The following is a 25347-nucleotide window of genomic DNA, read 5'->3' as shown; positions in this document are numbered from 1 at the left end:
GCCTCGACGACGGGTGACAACCTGGCGGCATGACGCAGCTCGGTCGGCAGGTCGCCGTCGTCGGCGGGGGAGTGCTCGGCGTCTCGACCGCCGCCCAGCTGGCCGCCCGGGGCGCGCGGGTCACGCTGCTGACCGAGGGCGAGCTGGCCGGCGGCGCGTCGGGACGGTCGCTGTCCTGGCTGAACTCGGCCGGCGACTTCCCGGCCGAGTACCACCGGCTCCGCGTGCTCGGCCTCCAGCGGTACCGGACCTTCGCCGCACGCCCCGACTCGACCGCGCACGTCGTCTTCGACGGCGGCCTCCGCTGGGGCGACGGCGTCCGCGCCTCGTTCGAGCACCAGCGCGACATCGGCTACCCGGCCGAGTGGTTGGGTCGCGCCGACGTGGCCGCCCGCCTGTCCGGGGTGGCCGTCGACGCGGTCCCGGACGACGGGGCGCTGTTCAACCCGGACGAGGGCTGGGCCGACCTGCCGTCGCTGATCGGTCAGCTGGTGCGGGACCTGGAGGCCGCCGGGGGAGCGGTGCGCACCGCGGTCGGCCGGTGCGACGTCGTCGTGGCGGGTGGCCGGGTCACCGACGTCCGGACCGGGACCGGCGACGTCCTCGCCGCCGATGCGGTGGTGCTGGCCACCGGAGCCGACGTCCCGCGCGCCCTGGCCGCTCTCGGCGTGCCCGTCCCGGACGCCACCTCCAACGCGCTGCTGCTCCGCACCCCGCCGTTCGCGCACCGGCTCCGCGCCGTGCTGAACACGCCGCGGGTGGCCCTGCGCCCCGCGCCCGGCGGCGGGATCGTCCTGGACGCCGGCTGGTCGGAGGAGCAGGTGGTCCGCCGGGACGACGGGACCTTCGACGTCCAGGACGCCACGGTGCAGGGCCTGCTGCACGAGGCCTCGCAGGTGCTCGCCGGTCACCCGGTGCTGACGTGCGAGTCCCGCGGTGTCGGGCGCAAGCCGATCCCCGGCGACGGGCACCCGGTGCTCGGCGCCGTCCCGGGCGTCGACGGGCTGACCGTTGCCTTCACCCACAGCGGCGCGACGCTCGGCCTCATCGCCGGGGAGCTGCTGGCCGGGGAGGTCCTGGACGGAGCGCCGAGCCCCCTGCTGGCTGCCTTCCGGCCCGCCCGGTTCGGCTGACCAGCCGGGGGGTCAGCGGGCGGCGGCGGCGTCCCGGACGCCGAACTCCGCCAGCGCGCCGGTGTACCGCTTCGGCAGGGGAGCGGCGTACTCGCCGCGCTTCCCGGTGCGCAGCCCGAGCCGCACCAGCCCCTCGACCGTCGCGACGGCCGCCGCCACCCCGTCGATCACCGGCACCCCCACCCGCCGGGTCAGCTCCGCAGCGAGATCGGCCATCCCCGCGCAGCCCAGCACGATCGCGTCGACGCCCTCGGTCGCGACCACGTCCGCGCACTCGGCGGCGATCCGCGAGCGGGCCGCCGGGTCGGTCTCCAGCGCCAGGACGGCGATCTCCACCGCCCGGATCGTGCGGCACTGCTCCCGCACCCCGTACCGGCCGGCGAGCTCCCAGGCCCGGCCGGTCGTCCGTTGCAGGGTCGTCACCACACCGAAGCTGCGCCCCAGGTAGGTCGCCGTCCGCATGCCGGCCTCGGCGATGCCCACCACCGGCCCGGTCGCGACCTCCCGTGCGGCGTCCAGCCCCGGGTCGCCGAAGCAGGCGATCACGTGGCCGGCGGCGCCGGCCTCCTCGCCGACCGCGACCTGGGCGAGCAGCCCCGGCACGGCGAGCGCCTCGTCGTAGTGGCTCTCGATCGAGGCCGGCCCCATCTCCGGGTGCACGGCGACCACCACGGTGCCCGGGCCGGCGGCGGCCCGGGCACTGCGCCCGATCAGGTCGGTCATCGACGCTGTGGTGTTCGGGTTGACGACCTGGATCAGCACGGGTCCGTCCTCAGACCCGGGTGCCGTCGGAGACCCCGGCCTCGGCCGGGTCGATCAGCACGATCATCGGCCGCACCCGCTCCAGCCCGGCGAAGAGCACGAAGCCCAGGCCGCAGCCGATGAACCAGCCGTAGTCGCCGACCGAGGTGAACAGGGTCAGCAGGATCGTCGGCACCCCGGCCCCCAGCACGGCGATCACCGCGTTCGGGTTGTAGCCGCCGCGGAACCAGTACCGGCCGGTCGGGGACATCGAGTACATGTCGTCGACGGCGACCCGCTGCTTGCTCGCCAGGTAGTAGCCGGCGATCAGGATGCCGAACAGCGGGCCGATCAGGCTGCCCAGGATGCCGAGGCTGAACCGGATGCCCTCGGCGCTGTCGTACCAGTTCCACGGGGTGAGCAGCACCGAGCCGACGGCGGCGATCATCCCGCCGGCGCGCCAGCTGATCTTCTGCGGCGCCACGTTGGAGAAGTCGAACGCCGGGGCGATGAAGTTGGCGACGATGTTGATGCCGACCGTCGCGATGACGAAGGTCAGCCCGCCCAGCAGGATCGCGAAGGTGGAGTCGATCGCCTCCACGGTGGCGATCGGGTCGGTGATCAGCTCACCGAACACCGGCACGGTCGCCGAGGCGCAGACCACGGTCAGCAGCGAGAAGAAGAGGAAGTTCAGCGGCAGGCCGAGCAGGTTGCCGCGCTTCACCGCTGCAAAGCTCTTGCCGTACCGGGCGAAGTCGCCGAAGTTCAGCATCGGGCCGGAGAAGTAGGAGACCACCAGCGCGATCGCGCCGAGCATCGTGGAGACCGTCGCCCAGCCGCTCAGCGTCGGCCCGGTGTGCAGGCTCAGGTCGATGTTCGACCAGCCGGCCTCCGACACCAGGTACACCGCCAGGACGATCATGACGACGTAGACGGCCGGGCCGGCGAAGTCGATGAACTTCCGGATCGTCTCCATGCCCCGCCAGAACAGCGCCGCCTGCGCCACCCAGAGCACCGCGAAGGAGATCCAGCCCAGCGCCTCCAGGCCCAGGAAGGACGGCGTCAGCAGCGACTCGGCACCCGGGACGAACTTCAGCCAGATGATGTTCAGGCTGCTCGCGGCCAGGAAGGTCTGCACGCCGTACCAGGCGACCGCGATCAGGCCGCGGATGATCGCCGGGATGTTGGCGCCCTTGACGCCGAAGACGGCGCGGTTGATCACCGGGTAGGGCACGCCGGTCATCTGGCTCGGCTTGGCCACCAGGTTGACGAACACCTGCACGATCACGATGCCGACGACCAGCGCGACGAGCACCTGCCAGGCCGCGATGCCGAGGGCGAAGAGGCTGCCCGCGGTCACGTACCCGCCGACGCTGTGCACGTCGGACATCCAGAACGCGAAGATGTTGTACGAGCCCCAGCGCTGCTGGCGCAGCGGGGCGAGGTCCTCGTTGGTGAGCCGGGGGTCGTAGTCGGCGCCGATCAGCGCGCCGCCGGGGGCGGCGGCCGAGGGCGCCGTCCCGGTCGGGGGGAGGTCGGTCGCGAGCGCGACCGGCTCGGGGGACGTGATGGCCATGGGGGCTCCTGCGGATCGTCGGCTGGCGCCGGCAGCGGCGGGTCACGGGCTCGTCGGTGTCCCAGGCGCGGCGGGGGAGCGGCCGTCCGGGAGCGACGCGGCGAACGCTAGGGAGCCGGTGTTGCCCCCGGATGTCCGCGCGGGTATATCCCGCCCCCGGCTCAGCCCGCGGCGGGGATCGCGGCGACGATCTCCTGCAGTCGGGCGTAGTGGGCGGCGGTCACCGAGGTCAGTGCTGCGGCGTCGCCGGCGGCGAAGGCGTCGAGCATGGCGACGTGGTCGGCGGCCAGCGCCGCGGTCGCGGCGGCCGACGCGTGCGACATCGGCCGACCGGGCTCGGTGACGTTCCATGCCCGTTCGAACATCTGCAGCAGGCGGTGCATCTGGCACGGGGCGATCAGCGCCAGGTGGAAGCGCCGGCTCCAGCGGTGGTGGTCGTCGGCACCGCCGGCGGCGGTCGCCGCCTCCAGTTCCCGCAGCGCCGCCGCGGCGACGGCGACGTCCTGCGGCGTCGCGCGCGGCACCGCGGCGGTCTGGGCGGCGGTCTCCAGCGAGGCCCGGACGACGTAGAGCTCGGCGAGCTCCGCCCGGCTCAGCCGCGCGACGACGTAGGCGCCCCGCACCTCGTGCGCGACCAGCCCCTCGGCCACCAGCGTCTTGAGCGCCTCGCGCACCGGGATCCGGCTGAGGGAGAACCGGGCCGCGACGTCGTCCACCGGGATCGGCGCGCCGGGCCGGACCAGGCCGGCCAGGATGGCCGTGCGCAGCTCCTCCAGCACGAGCGCCTGGGACGGGGTGTCGCGGGCGCTGGCCAGCGCAGCGACCCAGGGCGCGGGAGGGCGCTGTCGCGACATCCCACCGCCTCCCTCCCGCCGACCGGAGGCCGGGACGCTAGCGGAGGCGTGTTTCCGGCACGTTGACCCGCCGTCACCTCGCCGCCGCGCGCCGACCACTGTCGGCTCCCAGGAGTTCACCCAACGGGCATGGCGTCATCCTGGGGCCCGGTTTACGGTCGTCCTCGTCCGGAGCCGGGCATCGCTCGATGCCCGTCCCGGCCGAAGCAGGTTGACGGCCACAGGGGGAACTGGTGCCTGACCTCATTCCGTGCGAGCACGTCCAGGTCCTCGGCTGATGAGCCGCGCCCGTTCCGGACGACACACGAACACCCGGTCGAACCGGGGGCGAGCCCCGAGTGTCGTCGCTGGCGCGGGCATCACCACGGCCCTGGTCGCCTTCCTGCCGGCGGCCAGCGCCGCACCCGGCGAGGTCCCGGCGCTGCCGCAGTTCGCGCGCCTGGTCGCGGTCGAGGCCGATGCGCTCGTGCCCCGGCCCCCGTCCGCGCCGGGGGCCGACGTCGCGCCACCGACCGCACCGCCGGCCGAGCCGCTGCTCGAGACCGTCGCGGTCGGGACGGACGTCGCGACCAGCAGCGCTCCCGCCACCGCCACCCCGACCGGCGGGGCCTCGCCGCTCGCGGCGGGGGGCATCCCGTCGACCGCGCTGACCGCCTACCAGCGCGCCGCCGGGCTCGCTCCCACCGACTGCGGCATCAGCTGGACCCTGATCGCCGCCATCGGCCGGGTCGAGTCCAACCACGGCCGCTTCGCCGGCGCCGTCCTGCACACCGACGGGCTGTCGAGCCCGCCGATCATCGGCATCCCGCTCGACGGCAGCAACAACACCGCCCGGATCCTCGACTCCGACGGCGGGCGGCTCGACGGCGACACCGTCTACGACCGTGCCGTCGGCCCGATGCAGTTCATCCCGACCACCTGGGCGATGTACGTCAGCGACGGCAACGGCGACGGGCGCAGCGACCCCTTCAACATCAACGACGCGGCCGTCGCCACCGGGGCGTACCTCTGCGCCGCGGGCGGGGACCTGTCGACGCCGGCCGGGCAGTCGCGCGCCGTCTTCGCCTACAACCACTCCGACAGCTACGTCGCGTCGGTGCTCGAGCTGTCGGCCACCTACGCCGGGACGACGCCGGAGCCGGTGCCCACCCCGGCCGGGCCGGCGCCGACCGTTCCCCCGGCCGCCCCCGCCCCGCCGCCGGCCATCGTGCCGCCGCCCGCCGCGCCGCTGCCCGCCGCGCCGCTGCCCGCCGCGCCGCTGCCCGCCGCGCCGCCTGTGGTGGAGCCGGCTCCCGCGCCCGTCGAGCCGCCGCTGCTGGCTGCGCCCCCGCCACCGGTGCTGCCCGAGCCCCCGGTGGAGCCGGAGCCACCGGTGGAGCCGGAGCCCGAGCCGACGCCGGTCCCCGAGCCGACGCCGGTCCCCGAGCCGGCGCCGGTCCCCGAGCCGGCGCCGGTCCCCGAGCCGGCGCCGGTCCCCGAGCCGGCGCCGACCCCTGAGCCGGCGCCGCAGCCGGAGCCAGCCCCGACCCCGGAGCCGACCCCCGAGCCGGAGCCGGTCCCTGAGCCGACGACCCCTCCGGTGTCCGCCCCGGCACCGGAGCCGACGCCCGAGCCGGAGCCGAGTCCGGAGCCGACGACCCCTCCGACGACCGTCCCGGCGCCCGAACCGGAGCCGGGCGCGGAGCCGGTCCCGTGCGACATCGAGTTCGAGCCGGTCGCGCCGGTCGTCGTCGACGTGGTGGACGGCACCGGTGACCCGGCCCTGGTGGAGGCGGTGACCCGGTTCCTGACCGACGCCGGCCTCACCCTCGGCACGGTCCGCACCGCCGAGGTCGCCACCTCCGCGATCGAGCACCTCGACGGCCAGGAGGAGCAGGTGCGGCAGTTGGCCGAGCCGCTCGGCGCCGACCGGCTGCTCCGGCCGGCGACGGGGGAGCACCTCACCGTCGTGCTGGGCTCGGCCGACGCTGCCTCGCTCGTCGAGGCGATGAGCACGCTCGTCGGCGAGGCCTGCGATGGCGCACCGGCCGAGGAGACCGACTGAGCGGCGGCGACACCCAGACGTTCTTCGGCTCCCGGGCCGCCACCTGGGAGGAGAGGTTCCCCGACGACGGGCCCCGGTTCGAGCGGGCCGTCGCCGAGCTGGGGGTGCAGCCCCACGACGCCGTCCTGGACGCCGCCTGCGGCACCGGCCGGGCACTTCCGGTGCTGCGGGCCGCCACCGGCCCGGCGGGCCTGCTCGTCGGCCTGGACCTGACCGCGGAGATGCTCGCCGAGGCCCGGCGGCGCGGCCGCGGCGAGCTGGCGTGGCTGGTCCGCGGCGACGTCACCCGGCTGCCGTTCGCGGATCGGTCGTTCGACGTCGTCTTCGCCTCCGGGCTGGTCTCCCACCTGCCCGACCCCGACGCCGGCCTGCGTGAACTGGCCCGGGTCGCCGCGGACGGCGCCCGGCTCGGGCTCTTCCACCCGGTCGGCCGCGCCGCGCTGGCCCGGCGGCACGGCCGGGAGCTGACCGCCGACGACGTGCGCAGCGGACCCCGGATCCAGGAGCTGCTCACCCGAACCGGATGGCGAGTGACCCGCGTCGACGACGCCGAGGACCGCTGGCTCGTGGTCGCCGCGAGGCGCGAACGCCCGTAGCCGGCCGGCTCGTGCCTGCCCGGGGGAGCGGTCTGCGCGTGTCACCCTGTGCGGCGTGCTGCACCCGACCCGGCTCCGCCTGACGTGACCGGCGCGCTGCTCGCCGCCGTGGTCGCCGGGGTCGGTGGGGTCCTCGCCGGCCGGGTCGCCGACTCGCTCGCGCTGGTCGCCCCCCGCCGCGCGGGCGCCGGCGAGGGCACGGTCGCGGTCCGCGTCGACTGGCAGGCGCGTGCCGTGGGCGCGCCGTGGCCCGAGCTGGCCGGGGCGCTGTGCGCGGCGGCGGTGACCCTGCGGTTCGGCTGGACGGCGCAGCTCCCCGCGTGGCTGTGGTTCGTCGCGATCGGGCTGCTGCTGACCGTCGTCGACCTGCGCGAGCAGCTGCTGCCCAAGCGGGTGCTGGTGCCCGGGCTGCTCGGCGGCCTCGGCCTGCTGACCGTCGCCGCCGGGGCCACCGGGGACTGGCCGGACCTGGGACGGGCCGTGCTGGCCGGGGGAGCGGCCTTCGCGGTGCTGCTGGCGATGGCCCTGATCTCCCCGAGCGGCCTGGGGATGGGCGACGTCAAGTTGGCCGCCCTGCTCGGCCTGTACCTGGGCTGGCTCGGCTGGCCCGTCGTCCTGGCCGGCTTCTTCCTCGCGTTCCTGCTCCAGGCCGTGGTGGGGCTCGCGCTGCTCGCCACCCGGCGGGTGGGGCGCCGGACCGGGCTGCCGTTCGGGCCCGCGCTGCTCGGCGGCGCCCTGGTGGCGGCGCTGCTGGCCGAGGACTGGGTCCACACCTTCACCTGACCGGGTGTCAGCCACCGCCTGCCGGACGCGGTCGTGTGCGGCCCTGGGCAGGAGAATCAGGAGTCACCCCTGATCGTCCTCCTCGGCCCAGCGGTCCACGGCCTCCTCGACTCCATGGCTGACCTGCCGGCACGCTGCCCGCTGGATCAGGCGGGTGCTTCGATCGGCAGGCCGACGTAGAGCATGCCGACGAGCGCGCCGGCGGGGGAGTGCACGCCGGCGTAGGCGGTGAAGTACGGCTTGCCCGCGACGGTGGCCGGGCCGGTGTAGACCTGCCCGCCGAGCACCGCCGCCAGCACCGGGTTCCGGCCGCCGTCGGTGCCGGTGGGGGAGAGGGCGGTGCCGATGTTCCGCCGGCCCTGCGAGTTCACCACCGTGGTCGCCACCCGCACCATGCCGCCGGCGTCGTCGAGCCGCTGGAACAGCGTGCAGGTCCCGCCGACCTGGGCCACCACGTCGTCGACCAGCGGTGACCGGTGCCGTGGGTCGTCGTCCCACGCCAGCACCTCCCCGCCGAGCAGCAGCTCGGGCAACCGGACCGTGCGCGTCGCCGAGGTCGCCTGGTCGGTGACGGTCCGCCCCTGGAGCTCCTGGCCCACGTCGACCCCGCCGGCCTCGTCGAGCAGGTCCTGGGCGAGGGTCAGCGCCCGGCGGACGTAGACCAGCCGCTGGCTGTCGGCCAGCTCGGCGACCGCCTGGGTGATCCGGGCCGACCCGCTGGCCGCCCGGTCGACGTTGTCCACCACCCGCTCGGTGGCGGCGCGCTGCTGCGCGACGGCGGCGGCGATCGCGTCCTGCGCGTCGGCGATCGAACCCAGCGTGCCGGTGATCCGGCCGATCGCGGTGACCGCCTGGCGGGTCTCGGACTGCACCGCCTCGATCTGCGCGCCGATGTCCTCGGCGGCCTGGGCGGTGCGGCTGGCCAGCTGCTTGACCTCGTCGGCCACCACGGCGAAGCCCCGGCCCACGTCGCCGGCGCGCGCCGCCTCGACGTAGGCGTTGAGCGCGAGGAACCGGCTCTGCTGGCTGATCGCCGAGATCAGCCGCACCATCTCGGTGATCGATTCGCTGGCCTCCTGCAGTGCGGCGATCCGCTCGTCGACCGCGCGGGCGTCCCGCACGGCCTCCTCGGCGACAGCCGACGCCCGGGTGGTGCTCGAGGAGATGTCCGTGATCGCCGACCGCAGCTCGGTCAGCGACTCGGCGGCCTGCCGGGAGGTGTCGGACACCTCGCGGCTCGCCGAGGAGAGGACGCCGGCCTGCTGCGCGGCGACCGCCATGCTGGCGTCCTGCTCGGGCGGGCGCCGGGTGCGCGGGGACGCCGCCGGACGCGGGGCAGCGGTCGCGGGCTGGTCGGCCAGGGGCACGGGGCCGCCGGGCACGGGGCCGCCGGGCAGGGGGCCGCCGGGCACGAGGCCGCCGGGCACCGGTGCGGGGCCCCGCGAGGACGGGAAGCGCACGACTCGACTCCTCTCGGACGCAGGCGACGGAGCCGGGCGCGGGTCGCCAGCGGGGTCGCGCGGCCAGCCTAGGGGCCGCTGCGGTCGAGAACGTGCTGGTGAGGGCGGCGCGCCGGACCAGGCTCAGCGGGAACGTCCGCACGGCCCGGGCGACGGCCGCGCCCCTCGTCAGGTCAGCGGAGCCGCGTCGTCAACCGGATCGACAGTCCGTCCGGCCCGTCGACGACGTCGACGTGGTCGCACAGCTGGCGGGCCAGCCACAGGCCCATCCCGCCGTGGGAGAGGTCGTCCCCGTGCGCCGGGCCGTACCCGGCGAACGGGTCGTCCATCCCGGCGCCGCCGTCGCTGATCCGGCAGACCACCCGGTCGGCCGACGCCCACAACCGCAGCTGGACCGGCGGCCCGCCGTGCCGCACCGCGTTCGCGCTCATCTCGTCGATCGCCAGGTGGAGGTCCTCCAGCGCGTCCCGGGAGCCGTGCAGCTGCGTCAGCCGGGCGCCGACCGCGTGCCGCAGCCCGGCGAAGTCCTTGGCGTCGTCGACCTGCAGCAGCGGCTCGGTGGACTCGAGCGGCTCGTCCGGGACGGGCAGTTCTCGCAGGTAGTCGGCCGGCTCGGTGAAGTGCGGGTTGGGTCGGCGGCCGTCGGCGTCGACCAGGTGCGGGTGCGTGCGCAGCCCGGAGTCGATCAGCTCGTCGGGGAGCTGCCGGAGGTCGTAGGCACACAGCCCCCAGGTCGGCCAGGAGCGCATCGCCTCGTTCAGCACGGCCTCGTAGCGCTGCCACTCCAGCCACTCCCGCGGCGTCCGCCCGAACCAGGTCTCGCCGACCACCCGCAGCTCGGTGTGGCCGTGCCCGGTCACCCGCTCGGCGAGCCGGCGGAAGGCCGTGATCGCGGCCGGGGTGCGGTCCCGGTACACCTCACCGCGCGGCAGCACGTGCACCCGCTCGTCGTCACCCAGGGCGTCCCGCAGGATCGCGGCCGAGGGGTCACTGGTGGTGATGACGGCCGCAGCGCCGGCCTCCAGGCCCGCCCGCAGGAACGGGACGGCGACGGCGGCCAGCTCCTCGGCGGAGCTGTACAGGACCAGGTCGTGCCGGAACGTGGCCGGACCCAACTGGTCCGGTGATGCGTGCACGGGGTGGGTCCTTCCGTTTCGTCGGGGTCGATCGGGGCCGGGGGGATGGGCCCACGGTAGGCCGATGTCAGCCCGGCGGCTCCGCGTAGGCCCCGCAGGACCGCCTGGACCACGCCCTCATCGGCTCGCCGGGTCGTCCGGGACGACGTCGGGCACCCGGCTGGGGCCGGCCTCCGCCGGGCGCGGGCCGTCCTGCGGGTGCAGCCGGACGGCGACCAGGGCGACGTCGTCCTCGGGCTCCCCGTCGACCAGCCGCTCGATCAGCTGGTCCAGCAGGTCGGCCAGCGGGAGGTCGGCCAGCTCGGTCAGGTGCGTTCGGAGCCGGGCCAGCCCGGTGTCCAGGTCGGCGTCCCGGCGCTCGATCAGCCCGTCCGTGTAGAGCAGCACCGTCGACCCGCGGTCCAGGGTGACCACCGACTCGGTCCGCTGGAACGTGGCGTCGACGCCGAGCAGCAGGTCGGCCTTCCAGTCGGCGAGCACCGCGACGCTGCCGTCGGGCTGCAGCGCCAGCGGCGGCAGGTGCCCGGCGTTGGCCCAGACCATCCGGGTCACCCCGCGCACCCGCTCGTCGTCGGTCTGCTCGAACCGGGCCACCGCGGCGGTGGCCAGGGTGTCCAGCTGCAGCAGCTCCATCGCCGAGTCCAGCCCGCGGAGCACCTCCACCGGGCCGGCGTCGCTGTAGGCGGCGATGCCGCGCAGCAGGCTGCGCACCTGGCCCATGGCCGCCGCCGCAGCGGTGTCGTGCCCGACGACGTCCCCGATGACGAGCATCGTGGAGCCGCTCGGCTGCAGGAAGGCGTCGTACCAGTCCCCACCCACCCGGGCCGCCTCGGCCGCAGGCAGATAGCGCACCGCGATCTCGGCGTGGTCGGGCTCCGGCGGCTCGGTCAGCAGGCTGCGCTGCAGCACCTCGGCCATCTGCTGCTGCTGGGCGAACAGCCGGGCGTTGTCCAGCGCCAGCCCCGCCCGGTCGGCGACGTCCTGGGCCACCGCGACGTCGGCGTCGGTGGCGGCGTGCCCGTCGGCGTAGGCCAGGGTCAGCAGCCCGAGCGTGCGGCCGCGCGCCCGGAGCGGGATGGCCACCTCGACCCCGGGCGCCAGCACGGTCAGCAGGTCCCGGGCCTGCCCGGGCGGCAGCAGCTCGAGCACCTCGGCACCGGCGAAGGACACCGCGTCGACGGCGTGCAGGGCGCGGCCCACCGGTGCGGCGATCGGCATGGCGTCCAGCCGCACCTCGGCGTAGCGCTCCAGCACCGACCGGCTCGCGGGGTCGACGTGCCAGCTGCCGACGTCGCGGGGCTGGCCGTGGGCGTCGATGACCGTGACGATGCACCAGTCGGCCAGCGCCGGGACGACCAGCCGGGGCAGCCGGGCGGTCGCCGACTGCACGTCCAGGGCACCGGCGAGCTCGGCGCTGACCTGGGCCAGCAGCGCCAGCCGGCGGGCGGACCGTTCGGCCTGCTCCTGCGCCTGCCGGCGGGCGGTGACCTCGATGGCGTAGACCGACAGCCCCTCCGGCGTCGGCCAGGCGCGCACCTCGAACCAGCCGTTCAGCGGCGCGGGGTAGTGCGTGTCGAACGCGACCGGTTCGCCGGTGGTGACGGCCCGGCGGTAGTTCTCCTCGATGTTGCTCCCGACCGCGGCCGGGAAGGCCTGCCAGATGACCCGGCCCAGCAGGTCGTCACGGCTCTGCCCGAGCAGCCGCTCGGCCTCGGCGTTGACGTGCACGAAGCGCCAGTCGGCGTCCAGGGAGTAGAAGCCGGCCGGCATCGCCTCCAGGAGCCGAACCACCCGCGCCTCGGCGGCGAGCTCGGTCGTCGCGTCGTAGGCCACCCCGATCAGCCGGGCCGACGCCCCGTCGGGGCCTCCGAGCGCCCGGCCACGGGCCGAGACCCACCGGGTGTGCCCGCCGGGCAGGACGATCCGGTACTCGGCCTCGAACTCCCCGCACGTGTCGATGGCGCCCTGCAGCGCATCGCCCACCCGGGGCAGGTCGTCCGGGTGCACGCGGGCGTTGAACGCCTCGATGCTCTGCTCGAAGCTCGTCCGGTCGTAACCGAACATCTCGATCAGCCGGTCGTCCCAGACCAGCCGGCCGCTGCGCAGGTCCCAGTCGAACGTCCCGATCCGCGCGGCGTCGATCGCCAGTCGCGCCCGCAGCCGATCGCCTGCGGCGTCCTCCTGGAGGTCGCCGACGTGCGTGGGCTCTGCCACTGCCACCCACTTCACCTGGTCGCCCGACATCCGGGTCGGGAGCCTCTTTGCTCGCTGTTGAGCTGCGGGAGTTATGTCACGCGCGACCGAGTCGAGGCAAGCCTGCCGACGAAGATCACGTCGCCGGCCATCGGCCGCCGGGGCACCGGTGTCCGGGCTGGCGGGCGACTGTGCGATAACACCTGACATGGACATCTGCACGGCTCCGGCATGAGCAGTCCGTCCCCGGCGCCGTCCGCGCCACCCCGCGTGGAGGGCGCTGCCGTCGACAAGGGCCTCAAGACCGGCGCCCTCGGACTGGTCTCCTCGATCGTCCTGGCCGTCTCCTCGACCGCCCCGGCCTACGCGCTGGCCGCGACGCTCGGCTTCGTCGTCATCGCGGTGGGGGTGCAGGCCCCGGCGATCATGCTGCTGGCCTTCGTGCCGATGTGGTTGGTCGCGGTCGCCTACTCGGAGTTGAACAAGCGCGAGCCCGACTGCGGGACGACGTTCACCTGGGCCGCCCGGGCCTTCGGGCCACGCACCGGGTGGATGGGCGGCTGGGGGATCATCGCCGCCGACGTCATCGTGATGGCGAACCTCGCGCAGATCGCCGGCTCCTACGGCTACCGGCTGGTCGGGCTCGACGGGCTGGCGGAGAGCGCCCTCTGGACGACGCTCGCCGGTGTCGGGTGGATCGCCGTCATGACCTGGGTCTGCTACCGCGGCATCGAGCCGACCGCGCGGCTGCAGCAGGTGCTGCTGTCCGTCGAGGGCGTCGTGCTGCTGGCCTTCGCGGTGTACGCCCTGGTCAAGGTGTACGCGGGGACGGCGCCGGAGGGCTCGCTGACCCCGTCGCCGTCCTGGCTGTGGCCCGCCGGGATCGGCTGGCCGGCGCTCACCGAGGCCGTGCTGCTGGCGATCTTCATCTACTGGGGCTGGGACTCCGCCGTCGCGGTGAACGAGGAGACCGCTGACCCGACCCGGTCGCCCGGGCGGGCTGCGCTCATCTCCACGGTGCTGCTGGTCGGCATCTACACCGTGGTCTCCGTGGCGACGGTGGCCTTCGCCGGCGTCGGGGCCGAGGGCATCGGGCTGGGGAACGAGGCCAACGCCGAGGACGTGTTCGCCGCCCTCGGGGCGACGGTGTTCGGGGACGACGTCCTCGGGCGGGCCTTCGAGGCGCTGCTGATCATCTCGGTGCTCACCTCGGCGGCGGCCTGCACCCAGACCACGATCCTGCCCACCGCCCGCGGCACGCTGGCGATGGCCGCCTACGGCGCGCTGCCCCGGTCCTTCGCCCGGATCCACCCGCGGTACCTCACGCCCACGGTGTCCACGGTGTGGATGGGGATCGTCTCGATCGCCTTCTACGTCGGCCTGACGATCGTGAGCGAGAACGTGCTGATCGACTCGATCACGGCCACCGGCATGCTGATCGCCTTCTACTACGGGCTCACCGGCTTCGCCTGCGCCTGGCAGTTCCGCCGGGCGCTGCGCGGGCCGCGGGACGTCCTCATGCGGCTGGTCCTGCCCCTGCTCGGCGGGGTCTTCATGCTCACCGTCTTCGTGCTGGCCTGCGTCGCGTACGCCGATCCCGGCTACGGCGAGACGGTGATCGGCGGCGTCGGCGGGGTGTTCGTGGTGGGCATCGGGGCGCTGCTGCTGGGGCTGCTGCTGATGGTGGTCTACAGCCGGGTGGCGCCGGCGTTCTTCCGCGGCGAGACGATGCCCGCCGACACCGCGGACCTGCTGGTCGAGGAGGGCGTGGCGACCGTCGCGCCGGCCGCGCCCGACGACCGGCCGTCTGCGCCCGGGCGGTGATCCGGAGCGGGCACCGGCTCGGGGAGCCGGTGCTGGGCCGGCAGGAACGCCAGGACGACGGCCGCCCCGACCGCGCTGGCCGCGGCGCACACCCACGAGCCGGCGACGACGCCGTCCAGGAACGACTGCTGGACCGCCGTCACCGCACCACCGGGCAGCTGCCCGGCCACCGCGAGCCCGGCGAAGACGGAGTCCGCTGCGCTCTCGGCCACCCGGGCCGGCGCGCCGGCCGCGGTGAGCCCGTCGACCACGGCGGGGCCGTAGACCGTGCTCAGCACCGAGCCCACCACGGCGACGCCGAGGGTGCCGCCGACCTCGCGCACCGTGTCGTTCACCGCTGAGCCGGCCCCGGCCTGGTCGCCGCGGAGCGCTCCCATCACCGCCTCGGTCGCCGGGCTGGTGACCAGCCCGAGGCCGGCGGCCATGAGCACCATCGCGATCACGATCCGGCCCCAGTAGTCGGACTCCAGGGTGGTGCCGGTGGCGACGGCGAACCCGGCGGCCATGGTCAGCAGCCCGGCGGCGACCACCAGCTTCGTGCCGACCGCCCGCATCGCGACGATCGCCAGCGGCGCAGTGACGCCGATGACGGTGGCGAAGGGGAGGGTCGCCACGCCGGCGGTGAGGGTGTCGTACCCGCGGACCGACTGGAAGTACTGGGTGATCATGAAGATGAAGCCGAACAGGCTGAAGAAGGCCAGCGCGATCGCACCGCTGCCGACCGACACCCGCGGGTCGCGGAACAGCCGGACGTCCAGCAGCGGCTCGGCGGTGCGCAGCTCGTGGACGACGAAGCCGGCGAGCACCAGGGCCGCGACCGCGTAGCCGCCGAGCGTGGTCGCCGATCCCCAGCCGTGCCCGGGGGCCTCGATCGTCGTCCAGACCAGCAGGCCGATGGCGAGCACCGAGGCGGCGGCCCCGGTCAGGTCGAAGCGCTGCGCCCGCGCCGCGCGCGCCTCGGGGACCACCAGCCGGCCGGCGACCAGGGCGACCGCCGCGATCGGCAGGTTGACCAGGAAGACCGAGCCCCAGGAGAAGTGCTCCAGCAGCAGGCCGCCGGTGACCGGGCCGATGGCCACCGACAGGCCGGTGACCGCGGACCAGACACCCAGTGCGGTGGCCCGTTCCCGGCGGTCGGTGAACGTGGTGACCAGCAGGGCCAGGGTGGCCGGGTAGATCGCTGCTGCGGCCACGCCCATCGCGGCCCGGCCGGCGATGAGCTGGTCGGTGCTGGTGGCCGCCGAGGCCAGCGCGGAGGTCAGGGCGAAGGCGACCAGCCCGGCCTGGAGCACCCGCCGCCGGCCGAACCGGTCACCGAGCGCACCGCCGAGCAGCAGCAGTGCGGCGAAGGCCAGCGTGTAGCCGTCGACGACCCACTGCAGGTCGCGGGTGCTGGCCGACAGCTCGCGGCTGATGGTCGGCAGCGCGACGTTGACGATCGTGTTGTCGATGCTGACCAGCAGCACGGACAGGCAGAGCACGGCGAGCACCCACCACCGACGGGTGGCGAGGGCGGGTGGGGGAGTGGTCATCGCGGTCTCCGGTCTGTAGAACAACGTGCCAGAACAGTAGGACGATGTTCTACACGAGGCAAGCAGGATCCGTGCAGGAGGATGAGGTCGTGACAGACGTCAGGTCCGGCGCCGGGCGCACCCCCAGCCGCGCGGTCGAGCAGGCGCTGGTCGACGCGGCCGAGCGGGTGCTGGTCCGGGACGGCTTGGGCGCGGTGACCGTGCGGGCTGTCGCCACCGAGGCCGGGGTCGCGCCGATGGGCGTCTACAACCGCTTCGGCAGCAAGGACGGGTTGATCGCCGCCGTCCTGGTCCGGGGCTTCGACGGGTTGCGCTCCGCGGTCACCGAGGACCCCGACCCCGACCCGATCGCCCGGCTGCTGGCCAGCGGGCGCAACTACCGGCGGTTCGCGCTCGCCCAGCCGCAGCACTACGGGGCGATGTTCGGCGGGCGACCGCTGCCCACCGAGGGCGGAGACGAGCTGGTCGCGCACGCCGCCGCCGCCTTCGAGGCGCTGGTCGACCACGTGCGGTACGCGATGGCCCGCGGGGCGCTGCGCGAGCAGGACCCGACCGAGACCGCCCAGCTGATCTGGAGCTCGGTGCACGGGGCGGTGAGCCTGGAGCTCGGTGGGGCGGTGCTCACCCCCGACCCGGCGGTCACCTACGAGTCGCTGTTGCACCTGCTCGTCGACGGGCTCCGCCGACCACCCCCCTGAGGGTGAGTTGACGCGCCGTTCGCCGCGACGACGCTCCAGCGCCCCGCCGTCACTGCCGACACCAGCAGAGACGAAAGGGGCCGGTCATGATGACTCTGGCGTGCAGTGCAGTGGCTCAGGCGGGGATGGCAGCGGCGACGGCGTCGCTGGACGACACCCCGGCGGACTCGCTGATGTTCGTGGCCGGCTGGCTCACCACGGCCACCGACCTGACCGCGCAGGCGATGCTGCTGCGCGACCTCGGCGCGAGCTTCGACGTCCTGATCTAGGAGGACCCCGCCGCGCTCGGCAAGGACCGGCGGTTCGACCCGAGGTCCGCCTGGTCCGCGGCGCGCCGACCGGCGTGCCAGCCGGCCGGGTCGACCGTGCTGCCGCCGCGGCGGCGCAGCGACGGGAAGAGCTCCTCGACCGCACGGTCGACCGCGGCCGACCGTGCGGCCAGCACCGGCGCCAGCTCGGCGCCGTAGTCGACCCGGGCCTCGGCGGTCGCCTGCTCGCGCGCCTGGGTGAGCCGCTCCTCCAGCCGCTGGGCGAAGGAGTAGAGGAAGCCGCGGCGGAACGGCGTCGACCGCGCCCGGGCCCCGCCGCTCTGCGCCGCGTCGGCCAGCGCGCGGGCCGCCTGCAGCAGCAGTGAGGTGACCAGCAGCTCCACCAGGTCGACGTCGTCGCGGAAGCCCACCAGGGTCGCGATGCCGAGGGTGGGCAGCAGCACCACGCGGACCCCGTTCGCCGTGCCGACGGCCTGCACCACGGCCGCCTTCGCCTCGGTGTGCGGGTCGTCCAGGTGCAGCCGCCGGGCGACCACGCCGGCCGGGGAGCCGTCCCCCCGCTGTGCCAGCACCGCCGTGTCGATCGCGTGCCGGGCCATCAGCGACTGCGCCTTGGCGGTGAGCGCCTCGGCCTCCTCGGTGAACTCGGTGGACTCGGCCTTGGCCAGCAGCGACCGGATCCGGTGCAGCACCTTGCCGTCGGTCCCGCTGCCCGACGCCTCGACCGGCCACAGCGCAGCCGACCAGCCGCTGGGCGGTGGGAGCAGCTGCTCCAGCCGCGGCAGCGCACGGAACAGCCCGATCACCCGGAGCACGTCCCGCCAGGCGGCGGCCGGCTCGATCCGCTCGCCCCGCCACCACTCGGTGACCGACCGGTGCTCGGTGGGGAGCGCCGCCAGCTGGGCGGCCCATGCCTCCGGCGGCGCCGCAGCCGCTGCGGCGGCCTCCGCGGAGACCACCGCAGCCACCAGCCGGGCGCCCCGCTGGCTCACCTTCCGGCGCGCGACGTGGACGACGTCGACCGGCTGCCAGCCGCCCTCCCACAGCCGGGGCAGCGCCTCGGTGAGCACCTGCTGCGCCCGGCCGTCGCTGTCCACGCCGGCGTCCCGGCGGACCAGCCGCGCCACGACCGGGTCGAGCTCGGCGGCCTGCACCCCGGGCTCGGCGGCCAGCCGGCCACCGGCCTGCAGCAGCATCAGCACCTCGTCGGCGGTCATCGGTGGTCCTCTCCTCGTGCATGCGGGGCCGGCGCGCCCTGGACCAGGGTGCGGCCCACCCCAGCTGCTCCGACCGGTGCCCGGGCAGCTGTGGACCCGGCGTCCCGTTGTGGACGCCGGCGGGCGGCTCAGGCGCGGGGATGCACTCGGGATGCCGCCTCGCGGGCGGTGGCCCGGGCGGTGTCGACGTCCTCGGCGCGGGCCAGCGCCACGCCCATCCGCCGCCGGGTGAAGCTCTCCGGCTTGCCGAACAGCCGCAGCTCGACCCCGGGCAGCGCCAGCGCGTCGTCGACCCCGTCGAAGGTGATCCCGGTGGCCTCCACCCCGCCGTAGACGACCGCGGAGGCGCCCGGGTTGCGCAGTGCGGTGTCCACCGGCAGGCCGAGCAGGGCGCGGGCGTGCAGCTCGAACTCGTTCTGCCACTGCGTCGTCATCGTCACCATGCCGGTGTCGTGCGGCCGCGGGCTCACCTCGGAGAACCACACGTCGTCCCCGCGGACGAACAACTCGACGCCGAACACGCCCAGCCCGCCCAGCTCGGCGGTCACCGCCGCCGAGATCGCCTGCGCGCGGTCCAGCGCCACGGCCGACATCGGCTGCGGCTGCCAGCTCTCCACGTAGTCACCGGCCTCCTGACGGTGGCCGATCGGCGCACAGAAGGCGGTGACCGTCTGCCCGTCCCGCAGCGAGCGCACCGTCAGCAGGGTGATCTCGTAGTCGAAGTCGACGAACCCCTCGACGATGACCCGGGTGCCGGCGACCCGGCCGCCGGCCATCGCGTACGCCCAGGCGCCGTCCACGTCGTCCGGGCCGTCGAGCTTGCTCTGGCCCTTGCCGGAAGAGGACATCACCGGCTTCACCACGCACGGGAAGCCGACCTCCGCGGTGGCGGCCCGCAGCTCCTCCAGCGAGTCGCAGAACCGGTAGGCGCTGGTGGGCAGGGCGAGGTCCTCGGCGGCCAGCCGGCGGATGCCCTCGCGGTCCATGGTCAGCCGGGCGGCCCGCGCGGTCGGGACGACGCGCACCCCCTCGGCCTCCAGCTCGACCAGCGTCTGGGTGGCGATCGCCTCGATCTCCGGGACGACGACGTCGGGCCGCTCGGCCTCGATCAGCGCCCGCAGCTGCGCCGGGTCGCTCATCGTCAGGGTCCGGGCGTGGTGGGCGACCTGGTGGCCGGGCGCGTCGTCGTACCGGTCGGCGGCGATGGTCTCCACCCCGAGGCGCTGCAGGGCGATCAGCACCTCCTTGGCCAGTTCGCCGCTGCCCAGCAGCAGCACGCGGGTGGCCGAGGGAGACAGCGGAGTGCCCAGGGAGACCATGCGGACAGGCTAGAGAGGTGCGCCGGCCGACCGGGAACGGCCGGGACGGAGACGCCCCGGGGCCCTACCGTGCCGGCATGGGAGATCGCTGGGGACCGGGAGGGCCGCCGGAAGACGCGTACAGCCGGGTCACCGACCCGCAGCGGTACGCGTCGCTGCACGGCGTCGCCGACCGGCTGGTCACCGACCTCGTCGAGCGGTACGGCGTCTCGGTCACCGACGAGCCGGTACGCCCCGGTGAGGTGCGCGCCGTGCGGCTGCACCCTCGGTCCGCCGGGAGCGCGGACCTGGTGGTCGTGCACACCGAGTTCGGCGTGCGCCTGCGGGCGGGACGCTGGGTGGAGGAGTCGTTCCCGCGCTGCGGCTGCGATGCCTGCGACGAGGAACCCACCGACCTCGGCGAGGAACTGGGCGAGTTCGCCGCCGACGTGGTGCACGGCCGGCTGGCCGAGGAGCTGACCGCCGGCCTCCGCACGCGGACGCTCGCGGTGGAGCGCCCCCGGTCGAGCGCGACCCGGTCGCTGACGCGTGACGAGCTGCGGCAGCTGGGGCCGACCGGCCGCCATGAGTGGCAGCCATGGCCGGGACGGGAGGACACCTGACGGCCTGCGCGAGGGACGGTGCACCCGGGCACCGTGACGGCCGGAACCCGCCGGTCGACGGGCCGTCGGGTGGCTACGTTCCACCCGTGACCGATCCCGCCTCCCGCGCCCGCACCCTCCTCGACCTGCACCGGGCACCGGAGCTCCTGGTGCTCGCCAACGTCTGGGACGTGGCCTCCGCCCGGGTCGTGGCCAGCACCCCGGGCGTGCGCGCCCTGGCCACCGCGAGCCACGCGATCGCGGCCACGTTCGGCTACGCGGACGGCGAGCAGATCCCGCTCGACCTGCATCTGGACATGATCGGCCGGATCGTCGCCGCCGTGGACCTGCCGGTGTCGATGGACCTGGAGGCCGGCTACGGCGACCCGGGGGAGACCGCCCGCCGGGCGATCGGGGTGGGCGTCGTCGGCGGCAACCTGGAGGACCAGGTCCGCCCGCTGGACGATGCGGTCACCGCGGTCGAGGCGGTGCTGGACGCCGGCCGGGACGCCGGGATCGACTTCGTGCTCAACGCCCGCACCGACGTCCTCCTGCTGGCCGAGCCCGGTGCCGACCGCGACCTGCTGCTCGCCGACGCCGTGCGCCGCGGGCGCGCCTACCTGGCAGCCGGCGCACAGGTGGTCTTCGTGCCCGGTGTGGTGGCCCGAACGGAGCTCGAGGCGCTCGTCGACGGCCTCGGCCGCGGGCGGGTCTCGCTGATGAGCGTCCCAGGGGCCTCCCCGTCGGGACGGGAGCTGGCCGAGCTCGGCATCGCCCGGGTGTCCACCGGACCGTTCACCCAGCGGGTGGCGTTGACCGCGCTCCAGGACGCCGTCGTCGAGCTCGTCGCCGGCGGCACCCTCCCGCCCGCCACCCGCGCCCTGAGCTGACGTGCCCGTCGCCGCCTCCACCCGGCTCGTCTGGGCCGCGCGCGTCGCCGATCCCGGACCGGGGGAGCGGGTGCTGGAGGTGGGCTTCGGGCACGGCGTCCTGCTGTCCCTGCTCGCGGCCCGGCTGACCAGCGGCTCCGTCCTCGGGCTGGACCGCTCGGCCACCATGACCGCCGCGGCCGCCGCCCGGAACGCGGCCGCGGTGGGAGCCGGCACGGTCCGGCTGCAGACCGCGGCCCTGACCGACGCCGACCTGCCCGACGCGGCCTTCGACCTGGTGGTCGCGGTGCACGTCGGTGCCTTCTGGCGACCTCCGGCGGCCGAGCACGCCGTCGTGCGCCGGGTGCTCGCCGAGGGCGGTCGCTTCCTGCTGGTCGACCAGCCGCTCCAGCAGGGGGCGACACGGTCCCGGGTCGACCAGGTGGCCGGGCTGGCCGCGCCGCACGGGCTGACCGTCGCCGCGGTGCACACCGGCGCCACCCCGCCCCGGCCGTCGATCGCGGTCGAGCTGCGTCCGGGTCCGGGGTGAGCTGGGACACGCTCGGTGGCTGGGTGGGGAGTTCGGGCGGAGCATCAGGGGCAGGACGTCGAGGACGACGACGAGAGAGAAGGCACTGACGCCATGACCGATCTGCTCCTGCCCGCCGACTTCTTCGGTTTCCAGACGCTGCTGTCCGATGACGAGCAGAAGGAACTGCTGGCGCTCCGCGAGTTCCTCGAGTCGGAGATCAAGCCGCGGGTCAACGCCGCCTGGGCATCCGCCGAGTTCCCGCACGACCTGATCCCGAAGTTCGCCGAGGCCGACATCGTCGGCCGCTCCTACGACTGGGAGGGCCGGCCCCGCGCCTCCCGGCTCTACACCGGCTTCCAGGCGATGGAGCTGTCCCGGGTCGACCCGTCGATGGCCACCTTCCTGGGCGTGCACAACGGCCTGGCGATGGGTTCGATCATGATCCTCGGCTCGGAGGAGCAGCGGCAGCGCTGGATCCCCTCGATGATGCAGATGCAGACCATCGGTGCCTTCGGGCTGACCGAGCCCGAGGGCGGTTCCGACGTCGCCCGCGGGATGCGCACCACCGCCCGCCGGGACGGCGACTCCTGGGTGCTCAACGGCGCCAAGCGCTGGATCGGCAACGGCACCTTCGCCGACGTCGTGGTGGTGTTCGCCCGGGACGAGGCCGACGACCAGGTGAAGACCTTCGTCGTGGAGAAGGGCACCCCCGGCTTCACGGCCACCAAGATCGAGGACAAGTTCGCGCTGCGCACGGTGCAGAACGCCGACCTCACCTTCACCGACTGCCGCATCCCCGCCGAGAACAAGCTCGAGGACGGCAACACCTTCAAGGACGTCAACAAGGTGCTCAAGGTGACCCGGGGCGGCGTCGCCTGGAGCGGTGTCGGCTGCCAGCTGGGTGCCTACGAGGTGGCGGTGGCCTACGCCAAGGAGCGTCACCAATTCGGCAAGGCGATCGGCTCGTTCCAGCTGATCCAGGACCTCCTCGCCCGGATGCTGGGCAACGTCACCGCCAGCCTGGGGATGACCGTCCGGCTGTCCCAGCTGCAGGAGACCGACGACCTGCGCGACGACCAGGCCGCGCTGGCCAAGAGCTACGTGACCAGCCGCGGCCGGGAGACCGTCGCCTGGGCCCGCGAGCTGTTCGGCGGGAACGGGATCGTGCTGGAGAACGACGTCATCCGGTACTTCGCCGACGCCGAGGCCCTCTACTCCTACGAGGGCACACGCGAGATGAACACCCTCATCGTCGGCCGCTCGATCACCGGGATGAGCGCCTTCGTGTGAGCCCTGCGGCTCACCCCTCCGGGGCGGTGGGCTCGGCCAGGGGTGCAGGACCGACCACCTGACGACGATCATCAGCAGGGACGCCCCCGTGGCGTTCCTGCTGGAAGGGCCAGGACCGGACGGTCCTGGGGAAGACAGCTGCATCCGACGACGAGGCCCGGCCCCCCGAGGGGGACCGGGCCTCGTTGTGTCGTGCTGTGCCGTGGGTCAGGAGGAGGAAGCCTGCCCCTGGACCTTCTGCTTGGAGCCCTGGGCCTCGCCCTTGACGTCCTGCGCGGCGTGCTTGCTCTCGTCCTTCACGTTCTTCGCGCCTTCCATGGCCGTCGACATGACCGACCCGGCAGCGCTCGTGGCGGCCGGCTTCAGGTTCTCGCCGATCTCCTGCGCCACGTTCTTCGCCTGCTCCTTGGCCTGCTCCTTGAGCGGCTCGGAGTGCTCCTTGATGGCGGACTCGGCCTGCGAGGCGAGCTGCTTCTCCTTCTCGCTGGTGGGCAGCAGGGAAGAGACGAGCCAGCCCACGCCGAAGGCGATCAGGCCGGCGGCCAGGGGGTTGCCCTGCGCCTGACGCTGGAGCTGCTCCGGGGCGTGCTGGAGCGTGTCCTTGGCGCCCGAGGCAGCGTGCTGGGCGCTGTCGGCGGCGTCGGAGGCCTTCGACCCCATCTGCCCGCCCTTGTCCTGCGCCGTGCCGAACACCTTGTCCTTCATCCCGCCCACGCTGCTCTTCGCCTTGCTGACGCGACGGTCGACCACGCGTGAGGGGTTGACCTTGTCGTTCAGGGCGTCGACGTCGTAGCTGAGGTTGGCGCGGGTGTCCTCGATCTCACGTCGGATCACATCCGGGTCACTGCTGGTCATGTCTGTCTCCTGTCCGGTCAGTGGGGCTTGACGGCGTCGGGGACCTGCTTGAGGGTCTCCACCGTCTGCTCGGGCTTGGGGTTGATCGTCTTGAACCGGCTGAGGTCCACCTGCGTGAGCCGCTTCGGGTCGACCTGCTTGAGCCGCTTCGGGTCGACCTGCTTGAGCTTCTTCCGGCCCATCGCGGCCAGTACGGCGGCGATGAGGCCCCAGACGACGGCGACCACCAGCGTTGCCCACGCCAGGTTGTCGAACAGGTAGGCGAGGCCCCACATGGCGGCCAGGCTCAGGAACAGCACGAGCATGACGCCGGCGAAGGCGGCGCCACCGAGCATCCCGGCGCCCTTGCCGGCCTTGGTCGCCTCCTCCTTCGCGATGGTGGTGGCCTTGTTCGCCTCCTCCTTCGCGATGGCGGTGGCCTTGTTGACCTCCTCCTTCGCGATGGTGGTGGCCTCGTTCGCCTCCTGCTTGAGCTCGGCCTTGGCCAGCTCGAGCTCCTGGCGCATCAGCGTGGACATGTCCCGGCTGACCTGACCGATCAGGTCACCGACCGAGGCGTTGTGCTCCCTCGGCTCATCGGTGGTGCCGGCGCTCACCGAGGAGGCACCGCTGAGGGGCTGGGTGGTGTTGCCGTAGGCGTCCGGGGTGTAGCCGGTGCCGGTGTCCGGGGCGTAGCCGGTGCCGGGCTGGCCGGCGGTCGGAGAGGTCACAGCCGTCCCTCCCGGGTGGTGCCCGTCGGGTCGTCCCAGCCGGTGGTGGTCGGCTCGGCGGTGCCCGGCGTGCCGTACGGCGGCGGCGGCACGGTGCCGGTGGCCGCAGGGGCCGCGTAGCCCTCGGTGGCGTACCCGGTGGCCGGCGGGGTGGCGACGTAGTTCGTGTCGGTGGTCTCCCGGCGTGCGGTGGCCTCCACACCGGGGGAGGTGCGGCCGGACCGGTCGTTCCCGCCGGAGCTGCCGTTGTCCTTGTGGGCAGCCGCCACGCCGGTGGTCAGCCGGCCGGCGACGACGCCGGCGAGAGCCGCACCGAGCATGAACACGCCGGGGCGACGGCGGGCGAAGCTGCGCACGTCGTCGATCAGCTCGCTCGGCTCGCGGTTCTGCAGCCAGCTGGCCATCTCGTCGACCTTCTCACCGGCCTGGCGGACCAGGTCGGCGGCCGGGCCGGACGGCGCCTCGCCGCTGCCCTCGGCCATGCCCCGCAGCTGCTGGGCGACCTGGCCGAGGCCCTCGCCGGCCTTGGCCGTGCTGTTGCGTGCCTGCTCCTGCAGCTGCTGGCGGCCCTGGCCGAGGAGGTCCTGCGCCTGGCGCATCGTCTCCTGGGTGACCTCCTTGGCCTGGTCGGTCGCCGTGGATGCGACCTGGCCACCGGCCTGCTGCGCGGTCTGGCCGACGTTCTTGGCCTGGTCCTTGGCGACGTCCTTGGTGGAGGCGTCCTGCGCGCTGCCAGGGGGTGACTGCGTCGGGGTGTCGATGGAGTGGGTCATCGTTCCTCCTCGTCGTGCGTCGGGTCTGGGGTGGTGCTGTGGGTCCTGAGTCCTGCTGGGCATCCGTGCCCGGTCGACCCCGCCCGCACGAAGGCACCGCCACGGCCATCTCGGGGATGGCCGGCTCGGCAGCACCGGGCGGCGGGACGGCGTGCAGGCACCTCAGGTGCCCATGGGCGTGGCGTTTCGGAGGTCCCACCGACGTCTCGGTGGAACGCCGTTCCGTCGGAGCCCCTGGTACCCGAGAGATCGGTGGGGTCAAACGACGGTTGGTGAATTGCTGGCGTCGAAGTTGATCTGCACGGTGAGCTGCGGGAATGGTCTGGCCGCCGGCTGGGAGCGATCGGCACGCCGCGTAGGGT

General features: G+C 74.4%; 22 protein-coding genes and 1 pseudogene. 11 read left to right on the top strand and 12 right to left on the bottom strand.

Going from position 1 to position 25347, the window contains the following annotated elements; translation table 11 throughout:
- Positions 1-29 precede the first annotated feature (29 nt).
- A complete protein-coding gene (locus tag O2W20_RS16010) occupies positions 30-1133 on the top strand; it encodes an NAD(P)/FAD-dependent oxidoreductase (RefSeq protein ID WP_269171191.1) in 1104 nt (367 codons plus the stop codon).
- A gap of 12 nt (positions 1134-1145) precedes the next feature.
- Here O2W20_RS16010 and O2W20_RS16005 read toward each other — a convergent pair whose 3' ends face one another.
- From O2W20_RS16005 to O2W20_RS15995, 3 genes are all read right to left on the bottom strand, one after another.
- Positions 1146-1895 carry an aspartate/glutamate racemase family protein gene (locus O2W20_RS16005; RefSeq protein ID WP_269171192.1) on the bottom strand — a complete coding sequence of 250 codons (750 nt, stop codon included), beginning with the start codon at positions 1893-1895 and terminating at the stop codon, positions 1146-1148.
- A 10-nt stretch (positions 1896-1905) separates the two neighbouring features.
- Positions 1906-3450, bottom strand: coding sequence for an NCS1 family nucleobase:cation symporter-1 (locus O2W20_RS16000; protein ID WP_269171193.1), 1545 nt, complete (start codon positions 3448-3450; stop codon positions 1906-1908).
- Positions 3451-3611: 161 nt separating this feature from the next.
- Positions 3612-4304, bottom strand: a complete 693-nt coding sequence (locus O2W20_RS15995) for a GntR family transcriptional regulator (RefSeq protein ID WP_269171194.1) — start codon at positions 4302-4304, stop codon at positions 3612-3614.
- A 277-nt stretch (positions 4305-4581) separates the two neighbouring features.
- Here O2W20_RS15995 and O2W20_RS15990 point away from each other — a divergent pair, with 277 nt between their 5' ends.
- The 3 genes from O2W20_RS15990 to O2W20_RS15980 all read left to right on the top strand — a co-directional run bounded on the left by O2W20_RS15990 (position 4582) and on the right by O2W20_RS15980 (position 7727).
- Positions 4582-6348 (top strand): lytic transglycosylase domain-containing protein, encoded by a 1767-nt coding sequence (locus O2W20_RS15990; RefSeq protein WP_269171195.1) that lies wholly within the window; start codon positions 4582-4584, stop codon positions 6346-6348.
- A gap of 104 nt (positions 6349-6452) precedes the next feature.
- Positions 6453-6944 carry a class I SAM-dependent methyltransferase gene (locus tag O2W20_RS15985; RefSeq protein WP_442928936.1) on the top strand — a complete coding sequence of 164 codons (492 nt, stop codon included), beginning with the start codon at positions 6453-6455 and terminating at the stop codon, positions 6942-6944.
- 84 nt (positions 6945-7028) lie between these two features.
- The gene (locus tag O2W20_RS15980; protein ID WP_269171196.1) at positions 7029-7727 is read left to right on the top strand and encodes a prepilin peptidase; all 699 of its coding nucleotides are present in this window, start codon (positions 7029-7031) and stop codon (positions 7725-7727) included.
- A gap of 146 nt (positions 7728-7873) precedes the next feature.
- On the opposite strand, the gene O2W20_RS15975 is transcribed toward O2W20_RS15980, so the two are convergent.
- From O2W20_RS15975 to O2W20_RS15965, 3 genes are all read right to left on the bottom strand, one after another.
- Positions 7874-9187: a Cache 3/Cache 2 fusion domain-containing protein gene (locus O2W20_RS15975; RefSeq protein ID WP_269171197.1), complete on the bottom strand. Its 1314-nt coding sequence runs from the start codon at positions 9185-9187 to the stop codon at positions 7874-7876.
- A 173-nt stretch (positions 9188-9360) separates the two neighbouring features.
- Positions 9361-10323, bottom strand: a complete 963-nt coding sequence (locus tag O2W20_RS15970) for a sensor histidine kinase (RefSeq protein WP_269171198.1) — start codon at positions 10321-10323, stop codon at positions 9361-9363.
- A gap of 117 nt (positions 10324-10440) precedes the next feature.
- Positions 10441-12543, bottom strand: coding sequence for a SpoIIE family protein phosphatase (locus tag O2W20_RS15965; RefSeq protein WP_269171200.1), 2103 nt, complete (start codon positions 12541-12543; stop codon positions 10441-10443).
- Positions 12544-12747: 204 nt separating this feature from the next.
- On the opposite strand from O2W20_RS15965, the gene O2W20_RS15960 reads away from it, so the two are divergent.
- Entirely contained in the window at positions 12748-14340 is a 1593-nt protein-coding gene (locus O2W20_RS15960; protein ID WP_269171201.1) for an APC family permease, read from the top strand.
- Positions 14341-14621: 281 nt separating this feature from the next.
- Here the strand turns inward: O2W20_RS15960 and O2W20_RS15955 are convergent.
- Positions 14622-15872 (bottom strand): annotated as a pseudogene (locus O2W20_RS15955) (DHA2 family efflux MFS transporter permease subunit); the annotation flags it as partial.
- Positions 15873-15961: 89 nt separating this feature from the next.
- On the opposite strand from O2W20_RS15955, the gene O2W20_RS15950 reads away from it, so the two are divergent.
- Together O2W20_RS15950 and O2W20_RS15945 are read left to right on the top strand one after the other, a co-directional pair.
- Positions 15962-16570 (top strand): TetR/AcrR family transcriptional regulator, encoded by a 609-nt coding sequence (locus O2W20_RS15950; RefSeq protein WP_269171202.1) that lies wholly within the window; start codon positions 15962-15964, stop codon positions 16568-16570.
- Positions 16571-16695: 125 nt separating this feature from the next.
- Positions 16696-16839: a hypothetical protein gene (locus O2W20_RS15945; RefSeq protein WP_269157432.1), complete on the top strand. Its 144-nt coding sequence runs from the start codon at positions 16696-16698 to the stop codon at positions 16837-16839.
- On the opposite strand, the gene O2W20_RS15940 is transcribed toward O2W20_RS15945, so the two are convergent.
- Positions 16836-18056 carry a DUF2786 domain-containing protein gene (locus O2W20_RS15940; RefSeq protein ID WP_269171203.1) on the bottom strand — a complete coding sequence of 407 codons (1221 nt, stop codon included), beginning with the start codon at positions 18054-18056 and terminating at the stop codon, positions 16836-16838. The two genes, O2W20_RS15945 and O2W20_RS15940, sit on opposite strands and share 4 nt — an antisense overlap.
- A gap of 128 nt (positions 18057-18184) precedes the next feature.
- The gene (gene purT / locus O2W20_RS15935) at positions 18185-19375 is read right to left on the bottom strand and encodes a formate-dependent phosphoribosylglycinamide formyltransferase (protein WP_269171204.1); all 1191 of its coding nucleotides are present in this window, start codon (positions 19373-19375) and stop codon (positions 18185-18187) included.
- Positions 19376-19452: 77 nt separating this feature from the next.
- On the opposite strand from purT, the gene O2W20_RS15930 reads away from it, so the two are divergent.
- The 4 genes from O2W20_RS15930 (at position 19453) to O2W20_RS15915 (ending at position 22647) form a co-directional block, all read left to right on the top strand.
- Positions 19453-19977, top strand: a complete 525-nt coding sequence (locus O2W20_RS15930; RefSeq protein WP_269171205.1) for a DUF6226 family protein — start codon at positions 19453-19455, stop codon at positions 19975-19977.
- Between the two features lie 86 nt (positions 19978-20063).
- Positions 20064-20846 (top strand): isocitrate lyase/PEP mutase family protein, encoded by a 783-nt coding sequence (locus tag O2W20_RS15925; RefSeq protein ID WP_269171206.1) that lies wholly within the window; start codon positions 20064-20066, stop codon positions 20844-20846.
- A 1-nt stretch (position 20847) separates the two neighbouring features.
- Positions 20848-21375, top strand: a complete 528-nt coding sequence (locus O2W20_RS15920) for a class I SAM-dependent methyltransferase (protein WP_269171207.1) — start codon at positions 20848-20850, stop codon at positions 21373-21375.
- A gap of 93 nt (positions 21376-21468) precedes the next feature.
- Positions 21469-22647: an acyl-CoA dehydrogenase family protein gene (locus O2W20_RS15915; RefSeq protein ID WP_269171208.1), complete on the top strand. Its 1179-nt coding sequence runs from the start codon at positions 21469-21471 to the stop codon at positions 22645-22647.
- 207 nt (positions 22648-22854) lie between these two features.
- Here the strand turns inward: O2W20_RS15915 and O2W20_RS15910 are convergent, their stop codons facing one another.
- From O2W20_RS15910 to O2W20_RS15900, 3 genes are read right to left on the bottom strand one after another with little or no spacing between them, the layout of a single operon-like run.
- Positions 22855-23502, bottom strand: coding sequence for a DUF3618 domain-containing protein (locus O2W20_RS15910; protein WP_269171209.1), 648 nt, complete (start codon positions 23500-23502; stop codon positions 22855-22857).
- A gap of 17 nt (positions 23503-23519) precedes the next feature.
- Complete coding sequence (locus O2W20_RS15905; protein WP_269171210.1) at positions 23520-24212, bottom strand: phage holin family protein; 693 nt, start codon at positions 24210-24212, stop codon at positions 23520-23522.
- Positions 24209-24985 carry a hypothetical protein gene (locus tag O2W20_RS15900; protein WP_269171211.1) on the bottom strand — a complete coding sequence of 259 codons (777 nt, stop codon included), beginning with the start codon at positions 24983-24985 and terminating at the stop codon, positions 24209-24211. Before O2W20_RS15900 ends, O2W20_RS15905 begins: the two co-directional genes overlap by 4 nt.
- Positions 24986-25347: the final 362 nt, after the last annotated feature.

Origin of the sequence: Modestobacter sp. VKM Ac-2982, from assembly GCF_026967935.1 — a bacterium.
GTDB lineage: Bacteria > Actinomycetota > Actinomycetes > Mycobacteriales > Geodermatophilaceae > Modestobacter.
The sequence above is the reverse complement of the archived record's forward strand: the minus strand, read 5'-3'. Positions and strand labels throughout refer to the sequence as shown.

Bases quoted from the DNA above. Each gene is read 5' to 3' on its own strand.
- O2W20_RS16010 (WP_269171191.1), top strand. From the start codon at position 30: ATGACGCAGCTCGGTCGGCAGGTCGCCGTCGTCGGCGGGGGAGTGCTC.
- O2W20_RS16000 (WP_269171193.1), bottom strand. From the start codon at position 3,450: ATGGCCATCACGTCCCCCGAGCCGGTCGCGCTCGCGACCGACCTCCCC.
- O2W20_RS15995 (WP_269171194.1), bottom strand. From the start codon at position 4,304: ATGTCGCGACAGCGCCCTCCCGCGCCCTGGGTCGCTGCGCTGGCCAGC.
- O2W20_RS15990 (WP_269171195.1), top strand. From the start codon at position 4,582: ATGAGCCGCGCCCGTTCCGGACGACACACGAACACCCGGTCGAACCGG.
- O2W20_RS15960 (WP_269171201.1), top strand. From the start codon at position 12,748: ATGAGCAGTCCGTCCCCGGCGCCGTCCGCGCCACCCCGCGTGGAGGGC.
- O2W20_RS15945 (WP_269157432.1), top strand. From the start codon at position 16,696: ATGGCAGCGGCGACGGCGTCGCTGGACGACACCCCGGCGGACTCGCTG.
- O2W20_RS15940 (WP_269171203.1), bottom strand. From the start codon at position 18,056: ATGACCGCCGACGAGGTGCTGATGCTGCTGCAGGCCGGTGGCCGGCTG.
- purT (WP_269171204.1), bottom strand. From the start codon at position 19,375: ATGGTCTCCCTGGGCACTCCGCTGTCTCCCTCGGCCACCCGCGTGCTG.
- O2W20_RS15930 (WP_269171205.1), top strand. From the start codon at position 19,453: ATGGGAGATCGCTGGGGACCGGGAGGGCCGCCGGAAGACGCGTACAGC.
- O2W20_RS15915 (WP_269171208.1), top strand. From the start codon at position 21,469: ATGACCGATCTGCTCCTGCCCGCCGACTTCTTCGGTTTCCAGACGCTG.
- O2W20_RS15910 (WP_269171209.1), bottom strand. From the start codon at position 23,502: ATGACCAGCAGTGACCCGGATGTGATCCGACGTGAGATCGAGGACACC.
- O2W20_RS15900 (WP_269171211.1), bottom strand. From the start codon at position 24,985: ATGACCCACTCCATCGACACCCCGACGCAGTCACCCCCTGGCAGCGCG.